The sequence below is a fragment of the Streptomyces spinoverrucosus genome (genome assembly GCF_006539505.1).
Classification (GTDB): domain Bacteria; phylum Actinomycetota; class Actinomycetes; order Streptomycetales; family Streptomycetaceae; genus Streptomyces; species Streptomyces spinoverrucosus.
Genome location: NZ_BJND01000058.1, coordinates 18152 through 32585 on the forward strand (window position 1 = coordinate 18152; position 14434 = coordinate 32585).

At 69.7% G+C, this 14434-nt stretch carries 10 protein-coding genes and 2 pseudogenes; 7 read left to right on the top strand and 5 right to left on the bottom strand.

Features of this window, described 5'->3' with window-relative positions; translation table 11 throughout:
- The first annotated feature begins 492 nt into the window (after positions 1 to 492).
- Positions 493 to 777 (top strand): hypothetical protein, encoded by a 285-nt coding sequence (locus tag SSP24_RS32130; protein WP_141313491.1) that lies wholly within the window; start codon positions 493 to 495, stop codon positions 775 to 777.
- A 36-nt stretch (positions 778 to 813) separates the two neighbouring features.
- Here SSP24_RS32130 and SSP24_RS32135 read toward each other — a convergent pair whose 3' ends face one another.
- The 3 genes from SSP24_RS32135 to SSP24_RS32145 all read right to left on the bottom strand — a co-directional run bounded on the left by SSP24_RS32135 (position 814) and on the right by SSP24_RS32145 (position 3430).
- Positions 814 to 2019: a cytochrome P450 gene (locus SSP24_RS32135; protein ID WP_141313492.1), complete on the bottom strand. Its 1206-nt coding sequence runs from the start codon at positions 2017 to 2019 to the stop codon at positions 814 to 816.
- Positions 2020 to 2155: 136 nt separating this feature from the next.
- Complete coding sequence (locus SSP24_RS32140; RefSeq protein ID WP_141313493.1) at positions 2156 to 2824, bottom strand: class F sortase; 669 nt, start codon at positions 2822 to 2824, stop codon at positions 2156 to 2158.
- Positions 2825 to 2935: 111 nt separating this feature from the next.
- Complete coding sequence (locus tag SSP24_RS32145; protein WP_141313494.1) at positions 2936 to 3430, bottom strand: hypothetical protein; 495 nt, start codon at positions 3428 to 3430, stop codon at positions 2936 to 2938.
- Positions 3431 to 4132: 702 nt separating this feature from the next.
- On the opposite strand from SSP24_RS32145, the gene SSP24_RS32150 reads away from it, so the two are divergent.
- Entirely contained in the window at positions 4133 to 4690 is a 558-nt protein-coding gene (locus tag SSP24_RS32150) for a DinB family protein (protein WP_141313495.1), read from the top strand.
- Between the two features lie 113 nt (positions 4691 to 4803).
- On the opposite strand, the gene SSP24_RS32155 is transcribed toward SSP24_RS32150, so the two are convergent.
- Together SSP24_RS32155 and SSP24_RS32160 are read right to left on the bottom strand one after the other, a co-directional pair.
- On the bottom strand, positions 4804 to 5460 hold the full coding sequence (locus tag SSP24_RS32155; protein WP_141313496.1) for an ATP-dependent endonuclease: 657 nt from the start codon (positions 5458 to 5460) through the stop codon (positions 4804 to 4806).
- Positions 5461 to 5605: 145 nt separating this feature from the next.
- On the bottom strand, positions 5606 to 6958 hold the full coding sequence (locus SSP24_RS32160; RefSeq protein WP_141313497.1) for a M28 family metallopeptidase: 1353 nt from the start codon (positions 6956 to 6958) through the stop codon (positions 5606 to 5608).
- 454 nt (positions 6959 to 7412) lie between these two features.
- On the opposite strand from SSP24_RS32160, the gene SSP24_RS32165 reads away from it, so the two are divergent.
- The 5 genes and pseudogenes from SSP24_RS32165 to SSP24_RS32190 all read left to right on the top strand — a co-directional run bounded on the left by SSP24_RS32165 (position 7413) and on the right by SSP24_RS32190 (position 14433).
- Positions 7413 to 7904: a flavin reductase family protein gene (locus SSP24_RS32165; protein ID WP_141313517.1), complete on the top strand. Its 492-nt coding sequence runs from the start codon at positions 7413 to 7415 to the stop codon at positions 7902 to 7904.
- A 611-nt stretch (positions 7905 to 8515) separates the two neighbouring features.
- Entirely contained in the window at positions 8516 to 9667 is a 1152-nt protein-coding gene (locus SSP24_RS32175) for a glutathione-independent formaldehyde dehydrogenase (protein ID WP_141313499.1), read from the top strand.
- Positions 9668 to 9883: 216 nt separating this feature from the next.
- Positions 9884 to 11349, top strand: a pseudogene (locus SSP24_RS32180) (aldehyde dehydrogenase family protein).
- A gap of 56 nt (positions 11350 to 11405) precedes the next feature.
- Positions 11406 to 12961: pseudogene (locus SSP24_RS32185) on the top strand (GMC family oxidoreductase).
- Positions 12958 to 14433: an APC family permease gene (locus SSP24_RS32190; RefSeq protein ID WP_229866127.1), complete on the top strand. Its 1476-nt coding sequence runs from the start codon at positions 12958 to 12960 to the stop codon at positions 14431 to 14433. Before SSP24_RS32185 ends, SSP24_RS32190 begins: the two are co-directional and overlap by 4 nt.
- Position 14434 lies beyond the last annotated feature (1 nt).

The following is a 14434-nucleotide window of genomic DNA, read 5'->3' on the forward strand; positions in this document are numbered from 1 at the left end:
GGTGGTGGGAGTGTACGGTCGTGCCGGCGGCACGGCTGACCTGCCTCGATCGCGGCGCGGACGTCCAGTTGGTACTTCGCTCGGCCCGGCACGAGGAAGGACGGCTTCAGGATGCAATCGTTCAAAGGGGCCCTAAGGGCCGGTCTGGCGGTCGTCGCAGTACTGGGAGTCTCGGCCCTGACTGCGCTGTCCGCCTCCGGGAGCGCAGACGCGGCGCCCCGCGGGTACTGCGGATCGGACAGTGTCTACGGACTCGCCGTCTTCGGCAGCGCCGGCACGTCGTGTTCCACCGCTCTTGAGGTCGCCAATGCCTACCGGGCACACGGCTCAAGTGGCTCTCCCGCGACCGTCCGCGTCGGTGGGATCGTTTGGCGCTGCCAGGAGTACCAGGGCGACCCCAATCCCTTCGACAGGTGCGTTGCCACCGCCGGCCCGAGCCGGTGGGTTGAGCTTACGTCGTAGTCTCAGCGCCCTTCCTTTCGGAGGCTTCCCATGATGTCTCTACGCCTGTTCACCGGCGCGGCCGCGGCCGCCGCCTTGACCTTCGCTCTTCCCGCTGCAGCTCACGCGGCGCCGGTCGTCGTGCCGGACGACTGCGCCAAGGCACAAGCGATCGCCGAGATGGCGGAGAGGGACTACGAAGACATGGTGAAGTGGTACCAGGACCTCATCACTCAAGGCGGGCACCCGGGCGTCGTCGGGGAGCAAGCAGTGGCCGACGCCAAGGCCGATCTCGACAGGGCGGCAGCAGAAGCACAGCGCATCTGCGGTCCCTAGCAGGAAGGCCCGGCGTTGCCGGGCCGGGCAGGCTTCCTACCAAGCCACTGGTAGCTCCAGCGGGAACCGTCTGATCGTCTCGGTGTCCCACCGCACCTCCTCCGGCGGCACCGCGAGCCGCAGCCCGGGGAAGCGCTCGACGAGCCGCCCGATGGCGACTTCGAGCTCTGCCATGGCCAAAGGCATGGCGATGCATCGGTGCCCGCCCCAGCCGAAGGTCATGTGCGGACTGTTCGGCCGGTCGACGTCGATGACGTGCGGGTCCGGGAAGCGTTCCGGGTCACGGTTGGCCGTCAGGTACGACACGTGGACGAAGTCGCCCGCCCGGATCCGCGCTCCGTCCAGTTCCACGTCTTCAAGGGCCACCCGGGGGATTCCGACCCCTTTTCGGAACGGGATGTAGCGAAGCATCTCGTGCAGGACGTCGGTCAGGGTCTCGGGCCGGCGTTTGAGGTGCTCCATGAGCGCGGGACGTGTCAGGAGCAGGTAGGCGATGTCGCTGATCTGGCAGGTCGCCGTGTCCTGGCCGCTGAGCGCCAGCGTCAGTGCCATGACGGCCAGTTCCTTGTCGTCCAGCTGTTCCTCACCGTCCCGTGCTGCGGCCATCGCGCTGATGAGGTCCGTGCCGGGTGAGTGCCGTCGCTGTTCGACAAGTTTGGCGAAGTAAGCCGTCAGGTCGGCTTTGGCGGTGGCGGCGGACTGCTTGCTGTCCGCACCGACGACGAGCAACTGGTGCACGGACTCCTCGATCCGGGGCCATTCCTGCCGTTCGATGCCGAGGAGGTCGAGGATGGTGTGCTGGGGCAGCGTGTTGGACAGGTGCCGGACCAGATCCGCCGGCGGGCCCTCTTGCTCCATCTCGTCCAGCAGGAGGTCCGCGAGGTGGATGATCCGCTGCCGCATGCCTTCGACGTGCTGCTGGGTGAATGCCTGGGAGGCCAGGCGGCGGACGCGGGTGCTGTGCGGCGGGTCCATGACATTGATCGACTCGGGGGAAACGATGGGCTCGGGAGTCATCCGTGGGTAGTCGTGGCCGATGATGCCCGCCCGGCTGAGCCGGTGGTCGGTGGTCACCTGCTTGACGGCCTCGAAGCCGGTGACCAACCAGGCGTCGGCGTCGCCGTAGCTGAGCCGGATCCGTGTGGGGGAACCCCGATGCATCAGGTCGGCGAGCGCGGGGTCGAAGTCCAGGGCTTCGCTGAAATCGAAGGTGCAGGTGGTCGGTTCGTTGTCCTCGGTCATCGGTTGTCTCCTAGTGGTGGCCATGTCATATGCCTCTTGACTGCCTTTTGACGCGATGGAAGCACGAGAGCGAGCGCGGACAGGTAACCCCACTGCGACGTCCAGCCAGGTGGGCTAAGGAACGCTGAGAAAGGCATCACAGGAGGTGGGCGAAGACCACCAGGTTCTCGGTGTAGTCCTTCACCGAGTGGTCGTACTCCCCCGCGCAGGTGATGAGCCGGACCTCGGGGCGCTCCGCGTCGGCGTACACCCGCTTGCTGGGGAAGTCGTCCTTCGCGAAGGTCTCCGCGTCGTCCACGACAAAGTCCGCCCTGCGCCCGTCGGCCCGGGCGACGGAGAACCGGTCGCCGCGCCGGAGTTCGTAGAGGTTGGCGAAGACGGCCGCCGAGGTGGCCGTGTCGATGTGCCCGGCGATGATCGAGGTGCCCTGCTCGCCGGGCGAGACGCCCTCGGCGTACCAGCCGACGAGATTGGTGTCGGCCGCCGGCGGAGGCTCGAGCTGGCCCGAGGCGCCGATGGAGAGGGGGGTGAAGGGGGCGTCCACGGAGATCTTCGGGATGAGCAGCCGGATGGGTGTGGAGCGAGGCAGCGGCCGCGTGGACTGGTGCGTGTCCGTGGGAGCGGCGGTCGAGACCGGGGAACGGGAGGTTTGCGGAGTGCTGTCCGCCCCTTCGTGGTCGCCGAACACACTGACGGCGAGGATGACGATCGCCACGCCCCACAGGGTCAGTCGCCCGCTGCGGCCGGCGTACTGCCCGTCCGTCGCCTCCTCGGCGGGAGGCGTGGAGGAGGGTTCAGCTGCCATGGGACATCACCTCACTCGGGCACGGCAGCACAGACTTCGGGCCTCGGGAGCGCGGGCCGCCAGCACGGTGTGCGCCGGCGGCGGCCGCATTCCCGGAGTGCGCAGGACCGGTCAGGACGTCGGCTCGGCGGCCTTCTTGCGGCGCAGTGCGTACATGCCGGTGGCGCCTACGGCGAGCACGGCCAGTCCGCCCGCGGTGACCCCGGGCGAGGCGAGGGCTCCGCCGCCGGTGTGCATACCGCCGCGCGGCTTGTCGTGGTCGTCACCGCCCCACTCGCCCTTATCGCCCTTGTCCTTGTAGGAATCGGAGTCGTACTTCTTGTCCTCGTGGTCCGAGCTCCAGTCGTCCCCCTGCACGGCGGCGAGTGCACCGCCACCCGTGTGCATTCCGCCGCGCGGCCCGTCGTGGTTGCTCTCCTTGTCGTAGCCCTTGCTGTAGTCCTTGTCGTGGTCGCGGCCGGAATCGCTGTCGTGCTCCTTGCTGTACGAGGAGTCGTCGCCGCCTTCGTAGTACGCGGCCGGTACGGCGAACGCGGCGCCGGGCGTGGCGAAGGCGAGCGTGGCGGAGGCGGCCGCCGTGGCGAGAAGAATGCGGGCAGATCGCATATCGGTGTCCTTCCGCCGTGGCCGGGCAGCGGACAGGGCATCAGCTGGAATGAACCCGGCCTCGACATGAACCACCGTCAGTCAGGCTCCTGGCACGCACCATCCGGGCCGCCCAGCCGTGTCATCGCTCCACCCGTCTGTCCCAGCAATACATCGCTGCGTCCCCCGTCGGGGTGAGTTCCGCGCTGCTCGTCGCCGCTGTCGAGCGGGGCGCCGAAGTCGGCCAGCAGCATCGTCCGAGGGACCGTACGAGCGACCGGTCGGTGTCCACGGGTGAAGCGCGGGGCGCCGGGTGTCTTCGCTGATACGCCGCGGTGCTCTCAAGACCGCCCCAGCCGGCGCTGGCCCAGCCCTGCGAACTTCGCCGGAATTGGGCGCGGCTAGGGCTGTGATCTGAAGCGCGCCCCCGTTGCCGACGCTTCGGCCCCGAGGAGCTGCATCCGCGGACGCGGGGTGTCCCGAAGCTCGCCGAGGACGGATGCCTCGGTCCGACGTCTTCCCCGCCGACGCTTCCGTCCAGCGAGGAGGCCCGCCGCTGCACCTGCTGCGCCGCCGAAAGGGCGCTGTGCGCGGACGCGGGGGGCCGCCGCGGCCGAGGTGTCCTTTCCGGGCCCGATCCTCTGCATATAGGACAGGATCCGGCCTATATCGCTCCTAGCGTGGAGCTCGTCCACGGAAGACCACTGACGGAAGCCGGAGACGATGACCGCGACGCAGCACGCCACCACCCAGACCACGCCCTCTCCCGACGTCACCGGCGAGTACGCCGACCTGCTGGAGGCCCTGGCTCACCATCGCCGGTTCCTGCGCCTGACCACCCGTGACCTGACCGACGAGCAGGCCGGGCAGCGGACCACCGTCAGCGAACTGTGCCTGGGCGGCCTCATCAAGCACGTCACCTCGGTCGAGCGATCCTGGGTCGACTTCATCCAGCACGGCCCGCAGGTGCTGGGCAACTGGAGCGACATGACCGAGGCCGACTGGGCGCAGCGGGCCGACGAGTTCCGGATGCTGCCCGGCGAGACGCTGGCCGGGGTGCTGGAGGAGTACGCCGAGGTGGCCCGCCGGACGGACGAACTGGTCGGCACGCTGCCCGACCTGGACCGGTCCCAGCCGCTGCCGTCGGCCCCCTGGCACGAGCCGGGCACGCGCTGGTCCGTGCGCCGGGTTCTGCTGCACATCATCGGCGAGACGGCCCAGCACGCCGGTCACGCCGACATCATCCGCGAGTCCCTGGACGGCGCGAAGAGCATGGGCTGATCCGTCGGTCGCCGGTCGACGCGCCCCGGCACCGCCGCCCGCGGAGGGGGTGGTGACGGTGCCTGGGCGCACGCCGGTGGATGGCGAGCCCCGGGAGCCGCACGGCGGCCGTGTCAAACGTGGGTGAGGAGGCGCTCCAGCGGCTGGGGGACGCGCTCCAGGTCCAGGTGCGCGACCAGCGCTTGCGCGTAGAGCGCTTTGCGGCCGCTGTGCGTGCCCATGAAGCGTCGCAGCTGGTGTTCCACGGGCCGTTCCCGCTGTGCCGGCTGGCCCTGGAAGGTGCGGAAGGGGCGCATCTCGCCCTGGGCGTCTATCACCTGCTGCACGCCCTCGGCCCCGAGTGCGCGGATCAGCTCGTCCTCCAGGTCGGCGACGCACACCTGGAACCCGAGTGTTTCCAGACCGGCGTGCGTGAGACCGGACCCGAGCCCGACCCGCTCCAGATGACGCCGGAAATGCCGCTCCTCGCCGATGTCGCAGAGACCGGCCAGCGGGAGGCCGAGCCCCGGAGGACCGCACACGTCCAGGAAACGCCCGATGTTCGTCGCACCTCCGAGCGGTACTACCGCGACGCCCTCCGCACCGAGGTCGCGGCCGTGGCGCGTGGCCAGCGCTTCGAGCGCGACCTGATCACTGCTCCCCTCGACGAGCACGATCGTCCGCACGCCGCCGCCGGCCAGCTCCCGCGCCACCGCGGCGGCCGCATCCGCCCTTGCTCCGCCGGCCGCCCACGCGACCAGCGCCAGGCGGAATCGCTTCAACTCGTCCACGAGACCTCGCTTCCCGACGCCATCCTGGCACGGCGGAAATCCCGTACGCACGCACGTTTTCCGGGGGGGCGATGACTCAGGAGCTGAAGGTGGGGTGCGCCTCGGCTGCGTGTGCCGGCGCTACCCGGCACACGCAGGTCATCGGTCAGAAGGTCAGCTTCCAACTGTCGATGTAGCCCGTGTCCTGCGCGGCGACGTCCTGCACCCGCAGCCGCCAGGTTCCGTTCGCCGTCTCGCTGGAGGCGTCGACGGTGTACGTGGTGATGACGTTGTCCGCGGAGTCCGAGCTGCTTGAGTTCTTCAGCCGGTATGCCGTGCCGTCCGGCGCCAGCAGGTCGACGACGAGGTCACCGCGCCAGGTGTGCTTGATGTCCACTCCGACCCGGAGCGCCGCCGGCGCGTTTCCGGTGCGGCCGGAGACGGTGAGGGCCGAGGTCACCGCGGCCGCGTTGTCCGGGATGGCGACGTCGGTGGTGTTCTCGTACGACTCGCCGGGCGGCAGCGGTTCCGCCGTCCCCAGCGTCCAGATCGCGTGCGCGAGAGCGTCGCTGTTGCGGTCCAGCGCGGTGTCGTTGATGTTGGTGGTCGTGTCGCAGGAGGAGTGGTAGCACCGGTCGAACGCATGGCCGGAGGTGCCGCCCCATTTGGCGGCCTGCGCCGACGTCTTCGTACGGCTGGCGCCGGTGAACAGGCCGCCGACGGGTATGCCGACGTTCTTGAAGGACGCGTGGTCGGAGCGGCCGTCGCCTTCCGTCTCTATCTCGGTCGGTACGCCGATGCCCGCGTACCAGTCCTTGAAGACCTTCTCGATCGCCGGATCGTCGTCGTAGACGAAGTAGCCCGGGTTCGGGGAGCCGACCATGTCGAGGTTGATGTACCCCGAGACCCGGGCGCGGTCAGTGGATGGCAGGTTGTTCACGTAGTACCTGCTGCCGACCAGTCCCAGCTCCTCGGCGCCCCACCAGGCGAACCGCAGGTGCTTCGTGGGCTGGAGCTGGGCGCGGGAGACGGCGAGGGCGGTCTCGAGTACGGCCGCGGAGCCGGAGCCGTTGTCGTTGATCCCTGCGCCGGAGGAGACCGAGTCGAGGTGCGCGCCGGCCATGAGGACCTGGTTCGGGTCCCCGCCGGGCCAGTCCGCGATCAGGTTGTACCCGGTGCTGCCGGAGTAGGTGAACTGCTGGACGGTGGTGGTGAATCCGGCCGCGTCGAGTTTGGCCTTCACGTAGTCGAGCGAGGCCTTGTAGCCGGTGCGGCCGTGAGCCCGGTTGCCGCCGTTGGCGGTGGCGATCGACTGGAACTGTGTGAGGTGGGCCTTGACGTTGCTGAGCGGGATGTCGGGTGCCGCCAGGGTCCCGTCGCTGACGTCGGCCGCCGCGGGCCGGTCGGGCATCGCCGAGGACGTGGGCGAGGCGGCGAGCAGGCCCGCCACGGCCACGAGGGCAACGGCGGCCGTACGTCTGGCAATGCTCCTGGGCAGGCTGGATCTCGAAGGTGTCATGTGGGGAGCCGCACTTTCTCGTCGATGTGGGGAGTCGAACGGTGCCTGGATCGGTGGTGCCAGAGCTGTGCGGGTGCTGTGTGCGCCTGATGCTCAGTCAGGTGGTGATGCCGCGTCAAGAGCTATATCCGGTCAGGTCCGTCCGCTCAGCGAACACCCGGACCGGGAGAGCCGTGAGGCGTGCGACGTGCACGGCAGGCTGCCGTGTCCGATGGGTCGTGGAGCAGCGCGGGCCCTCAACGAGGCGGTGCGGCGATGATGTGCGGGTGTCCGGCGCATCAGCAGTTCAGTGCACCCTGCGGACCGCCCAGGGCCTCGTCAGGCCGGTGCCGGACGGGCGTGCTTGGGGAAGGGCCGGCGCCGTGCAGTTGCCGTAGGTTCGGGAGCGGAGGGCCGTAATGGACGTGCGACCGATGGCGACTGGAGAGGCAGGAGGGGCGTGAGTATGGCGGACATGGGTGACATGGACGCGTTCACCAGCCGGCTCGATCCCGATATGTGTGTGGTGACGGCCGCGGCGGGTGGGGAACGGGCCGGGTGCCTGGTCGGGTTCGCCTCACAGTGCTCCCTGCGTCCGGTGCGGTTCGTGGTGTGGCTGTCCGAGGTCAACCGCACCTACCGGGTGGCGCGGTCCGCACAGTTTCTGGCCGTCCATTTGCTGGCCCGGGAACAAGTGGAACTGGCCGAGATCTTCGGCGGGCGGACCGGCGACGACGGGGTCGACAAGTTCCGGGACGTCCGCTGGCGGAAGGGGCACGGCGGCGCCGTCGTCCTTCAGGACACCGAGGCGTGGTTCGTCGGCCGGGTCGTTGGGCAGGCCGGCGGCGGCGATCACATCGGGTTCGTCCTCGACCCGGTCGAGTGGGGCGCGCTGGAGGGTCCCGGTGGACCGCTGCTGCGGCTCAGCGACGCCCGCGACATCGAACCCGGCCATCCCGTGGGCTGACCCCGCGCCTCACTCGTCCTCCGGCACCCGTATGTCCAGCACGCGGGCGGTGTCCGTCCGCACCCGTCGCCCGACTGCAGCCCGCCCTCCGCCGCTTCGTACAGTCGTCAGCCATAAGCAATGAGTCGCCGCCGGGGAGCCCTGCCGGGAGCACCCCGGTGGTCCGCAGGGTGAACCGTCTCCCACAGGGTGACTCGACGTACATTCGGACGTATGGACGAGGTGCCCCAGCGCATCGACCCCGCGACCGACCGGACAGTCGCCGCTCTCCTGTTGGGCTGTGCCCCTGACGAGGTCGGATACTGCCCCCGCTGTCAGGGGCTCACCCACCGCTACGGACGCAACGCTCAGATCATCTGTCCCGCGTGCCGTTCGGTGGACGCGTCGCTCGGCGCACCGTTTCCCACCACCGCGCCGGCACCCCAGAACTCCCCAAGCCGATGAACGCCGAGGCGAGTTGCACCGCCTGACCTAGGGGCGTTACCTGGAAGTACGGGCGGTGAGGCGAGCCCATGGGCCACCGCGCATACGGATGGCCGCGCCCTTGTGTACGTCCCCGGCAGCGGCCCATCCTCGCTGCCGCCTCCAGCGCTCGACGGGAGGTGACAGAGGTGAAAGCCGTTGTCTACGAGAGGCCCTTCAGTGTCACGGTGAAGGACGTCGACGATCCGCAGATTCAGCACCCCAACGACGTGCTCGTCCGGGTCACGTCATCCGCGATCTGCGGCTCCGACCTGCACATGTACGAGGGCCGCACGGCGGCCGAGTCGGGCATCGTCTTCGGACACGAGAACCTCGGCATCATCGAGGAGGTCGGCTCCGGCGTGACCTCCTTGGCGAAGGGTGATCGCGTCGTGATGCCCTTCAACGTGGCCTGCGGATTCTGCAAGAACTGCCTCGCCCTGAGGACCGGGTTCTGTCTCACGGTCAATCCGGGCTTCGCCGGTGGGGCCTACGGATACGTGGCGATGGGCCCGTTCATCGGTGGCCAGGCAGAACGGTTGCGTGTACCGTACGCCGACTTCAACTGCCTGAAGCTGCCGCCGGGTGACGAGTTCGAGACTGATTTCGTCCTGCTCGCCGACATCTTCCCGACCGGTTACCACGGATGCGAACTCGCCCAGGTCTCCCCCGGCGAAAGCGTGGCCGTCTACGGGGCCGGTCCGGTGGGGCTGATGGCGGCCTACTCCGCGCTGCTGCGCGGTGCCTCGAAGGTGTTCTCCGTCGACCGGGTGCCCGAGCGGCTCGCCAAGGCGGAGGAGATCGGAGCCATTCCCATCGACTTCACCAAGGGACACCCGGCCGAGCAGATCAAGGAACAGACGGAAGGAGAAGGAACCGACAAGGGCGTGGACGCCGTCGGGTACCAGGCCCAGGCGCACGACGCCAGCCACGAGGAACCCGCCATCGTCCTCAACGCGCTCGTCGAGACGGTACGGCCGACCGGCTTGCTCGGCGTGCCGGGCCTATATGTGCCCTCCGACCCGGGCGGCCCCGACGAGCACGCCAAGCACGGCCAGCTGCTGGTCTCCATCGGCAGGATGTTCGAGAAGGGTCAGCAGATGGGCACCGGTCAGTGCAACGTCAAGCGGTACAACCGCCAGCTGCGCGACCTGATCATCGCCGGGCGCGCCAAGCCCAGCTTCGTGGTCTCCCACGAGTTGCCGCTGGAGCAGGCGCCGCAGGCGTACGAGAAGTTCGACAAGCGCATCGAGGGCTACACCAAGGTCGTTCTGCACCCCGGCCACGCCCTCGCCGCGTAAGCCACAGGTCCGGGCACGCACCGTGCCCGGACCAGTCACCGCACGTAGCGGACCGGGCTTCGATCCACTCGGACGAGAATCCCTGGCCCACCCGGGTCCTCCGGGCCCCTCGGACGCGATCGCGGCGGTGCGCCACACGGCCGCCGCCCACCCGATGGGCCATGTTGCTGACCGTCGAGCCGATCGGCACCGGCCGGATGCGGAGGAGGCCCCGCGGTGGGTGAGCTGTACATCGACGGCGAGTGGACGCAGGCGGCATCCGGAGGGCGGCGGGAGGTCGTCAACCCCTACGACGCCACCGTGATCACCACCGTCGACGAGGCCGACGCCACCGACGTGGACCGCGCCGTGCGCGCCGCCCGGCGTGCCTTCGTCGAGGAGGACTGGGCGTACGTTCCCACGCGCCGCCGGGCCGACCTGCTGCTGCGTGTCCATGATCTGCTGCTGCGCGACAAGGAGGAGATCGCCCGCACCGAGACACTCGACACCGGGAAGACTCTGACCGAGGCTCGTATCGACGTGGACGACGTGGCGAACGCCTTCCGCTACTTCGCCGAACTGGCGGGCAAGGACGGCGGCCGGGTCGTGGACGTCGGCCCGGACGTGCTCAGCCGCGTCGTCTACCAGCCGGTCGGCGTGTGCGCGCTGATCGCCCCTTGGAACTATCCGCTGCTCCAGGCGTCCTAGAAGGTCGCCCCGGCGCTGGCCGCCGGGAACACCTTCGTCCTCAAACCCAGCGAGACCACACCGCTCACCACGATCGCCATGGTCCGGCTCATCGAGGAGGCCGGCGCACCGCCCGGCGTCGCCAACCTCGTACTGGGATCCGGGGCGACCGTGGGCGCGGCCCTGACCAGCCACCCGAGGTCGACCTGGTGTCCTTCACCGGTGGCCTGACCACCGGGCGCGCCATCATGGCGAGCGCCGCCGAGGGGCCGAAGAACATCGCTCTGGAACTGGGCGGCAAGAATCCCAACATCGTCTTCGCGGACGCCGACTTCGCCGCCGCCGTGGACTACGCCCTGGATGCCGCCTTCCTGCACTCCGGGCAGGTCTGCTCGGCCGGTTCGCGGCTGCTGGTCCAGGACTCCCTGCACGACCGGTTCGTCGACGCCCTGGCCCACCGCGCGCGGGCGATCCGGCTCGGGAACGGTATGGAGGAGGGCGTCGAGAGCGGCCCGCTCAGCTCCGCCGAGCATCGCGAGAAGGTCGAGCGTTACATCGCCATTGCTCAGGAGGAGGGCGCCCGGCTCGTCACCGGGGGCACCCGCCCGGACGACCCTGCTCTGAGCCGGGGCTTCTTCCTGCTGCCGACCGTGTTCGCCGACTGCGACCGGTCCATGCGCATCGTCCAGGAGGAGGTCTTCGGTCCGGTGCTCACCGTAGAGCGCTTCCGCACCGAGGACGAGGCGGTGGAACTGGCCAACGACACCCGCTACGGCCTGGCCGGCGGCGTATGGACCTCCGACGCGAGCCGCGCCCAGCGCGTCGCCCAGCGGCTGCGGCACGGCACCGTGTGGATCAACGACTTCCACCCCTACGTGCCACAGGCCGAGTGGGGTGGCTTCGGCCGCTCCGGCGTCGGGCGGGAGCTGGGTCCCACCGGACTGCGCGAGTACCAGGAGGCGAAGCACATCTACCAGAACCTCTCCCCCGCCCCCTCCGGCTGGTTCAAGGGCTGACCTGGCGCAGTACGCCACCCGCCGACCATGGGACGGCCACTGAAGAAAGGCACCGCATGGCCCCCACCGCAGCGAACGGCGCCGAGTCCGCCTACGACTACGTCATCGTCGGTGGCGGCACCGCCGGCTGCGTCCTCGCCGCCCGTCTGACCGAGGACCCCGACTGCCGCGTCTGTGTGATCGAGGGTGGTCCCAGCGATGTCGGCGACGAACGGATCCTGCGTCTGCGCAACTGGATCAACCTGCTCGGCTCGGAGTTCGACTACGGCTACACCACCGTCGAGCAGCCGCGCGGCAATTCGCACATCCTGCACTCACGGGCCCGCGTGCTCGGCGGCTGCTCCTCCCACAACACGCTGATCAGCTTTCTGCCGCTGCCGCAGGACCTCGACGACTGGGTCGGCCGCGGCTGCTCGGGCTGGGACCCGGCGACGATCCTGCCCTACCGCGACCGGCTGCGCACCCGGATCGTCCCGGTGGCCGAGGCAGACCGCAATCCCATCGCCAAGGACTTCGTCACCCGCCTGCCCGCGCCCTCGGCGTCCCCGTCATCGACGACTTCAACGCCGAGCCCTTCGCCGACGGCACCGGATTCTTCTCGCTGGCCTACGAGCCGGAGGGCAACCTGCGCTCCTCCGCGTCCGTCGCCTATCTCCACCCCGTCCTGGACCGGCCCAACCTCACCCTTCTCCTGGAAACCTGGGCCCACCGGCTGCTCACCGACGAGTCGGGGCGGCTGACCCGCGTCGCCGTCCGGGGCGCCGACGGTGAGCCCGCCACCGTACGCGCCGAGCGCGAACTCCTGCTGTGTGCCGGCGCCATCGACACCCCGCGCCTGCTGCTGCTCTCCGGTATCGGCCCGGCCGACGACCTGCGCGGCCTGGGCATCGAGGTGCGGGCCGATCTGCCCGGCGTGGGCGAGAACCTGCTGGACCACCCCGAGTCCGTGATCGTCTGGGAGACCGCCGAGCCGCTGCCGCCCAACTCCGCGATGGACTCCGACGCCGGCCTGTTCCTGCGCCGCGACCAGGGCCAGCCACGCCCTGACTTGATGTTCCACTTCTACCAGGTGCCGTTCACCGTCAACACCGAACGCCTGGGCTACCCGGTGCCGAAGCACGGAGTGTGCATGACGCCGAACGTGCCGCGCGCCCGCTCGGTCGGCCGCATGTGGCTGCGCAGCGCCGACCCCGCCGAACACCCCGCCCTGGACTTCCGGTACTTCACCGACCCCGACGGCCACGACGAGCGCACCATCGTGGACGGTCTGAAGGTCGCCCGCGAGGTCGCCGCGACCGAGCCGCTGCGCGGCTGGCTCGTCCGCGAGATCGCACCCGGCCCCGACGTCGTCTCCGACGCCGACCTGTCGGAGTATGGGCGACGCGCGGCGCACACCGTCTACCATCCGGCGGGCACCTGCCGTATGGGCGCCCCGGAGGACCGGATGGCTGTCTGCGACCCCCAGTTGAGGCTGCGCGGCGTCGAGGGTGTGCGGATCGTTGACGCGTCGGTGTTTCCGACGATGCCCACCATCAACCCCATGGTGACCGTCCTGCTCGTCGCCGAACGCGCCGCCGACCTGCTCACCGGCCGCCGGGCGGGCGAGCAGTGACCGGTCCGCAGCCTCCCGCACCAGCGGCCGGCGCCCCGGGAGGCGAGGCCGGGTCGGAGTTCCGCAAGGACATGGGCCCCTGGGCCAACTTCGCGCTCGGCTTCACGTACCTCTCCCCGGTGGTGAGCACCTACACCCTCTTCGCCACCGCGCTCGCCACGGGCGGACCGCCGATGATCTGGGCGTTCGTGCTCGCCGGCTGCGGCCAGTTCCTCGTCGCGCTGGTCTTCGGCGAGGTCGTCGCCCAGTACCCCATCGCCGGCGGTGTCTACCCCTGGGCCCGGCGGCTGTGGGGCAAGCGCTGGGCGTGGATGACCGGCTGGGTGTACATGTGGGCGCTGCTGGTGACCATCACGTCCGTCGCCTACGGCGCCGGCCCGTACATCGCCATCCTCTTCGGCTTCGACCCCACCGTGCACACCACCGTGCTGTGCGCCGCGGTACTCATCGTCGTCGCCGTCTTCATCAACTACGCGGGCACCAAGGCGCTTTCGGCGGCAGCGGTGATCGGTTTCGCCGGGGAACTCATCGGCGCCCTCGTCGTCGGCGTCTACCTGCTCGCCACCCACCGTCACCATGGCCTCGGGGTCATCTTCGACACCTACGGGACCGCCGAAGGCGGCTCCTACCTACCGGTGTTCCTCGCGGCGGCCATCATCGGCTTCTACCAGTACTACGGCTTCGAGGCGTGCGGCGACACCGCCGAGGAGGTCCCCCACCCCGGCCGTGTCATTCCCCGTGCGATGCGCCGCACCATCTACATCGGTGGCGCCGCGGCCACGTTCACCTGCCTGTCGCTGCTGCTGTCGGTCACGGACTTCGAAGCGATCATCTCGGGCGAGGACACCGACCCGGTGGTGAACCTGCTGTACGCCGCCATGGGCGAGGTCGGAGCGCGGCTGGTGATGGCCGTGGTGCTGATCTCCTTCCTCTCCTGCACCATCAGCCTCCAAGCCGCCGCCGGGCGGCTCATCTACTCCTACGCCCGGGACGAGATGATCGCCGGGCACCGGCTGCTGCGGCGGTTCTCCCACGCCCGCGCGGTGCCCGGCTACGCGCTGCTGGTGTCCGCCGTCGTACCGCTGCTCATCGCCTTCGGCTCGCTGGTCTCCGAGGACGCCCTCACCAACATCGTCTCGTTCGCCATCCTCGGTATCTACGGCTCGTTCCAGATGGTGGTCCTGGCCGCGCTGCGCGCCCGGCTCAAGGGATGGCTTCCGCAAGGCGAGTTCACCCTCGGCCGCTGGGGCCTCGCGGTGAACGCCGCGGCGCTGGCCTACGGCGTCTTCGCCATCGTCAACATCTCCTGGCCCCGCAACCCGCAGGTCCCGTGGTACGAGAACTGGATCGTCCTGCTGTGCGGCGGGGTGGTGGTGGCTACCGGAGCGCTCTACATGTTCACGACCCACCATTACGGCCGCGGAGACGCGCCCGCCGGTGACGCCGTGCCGGGGAATGTCGCCGGAGGGTGAT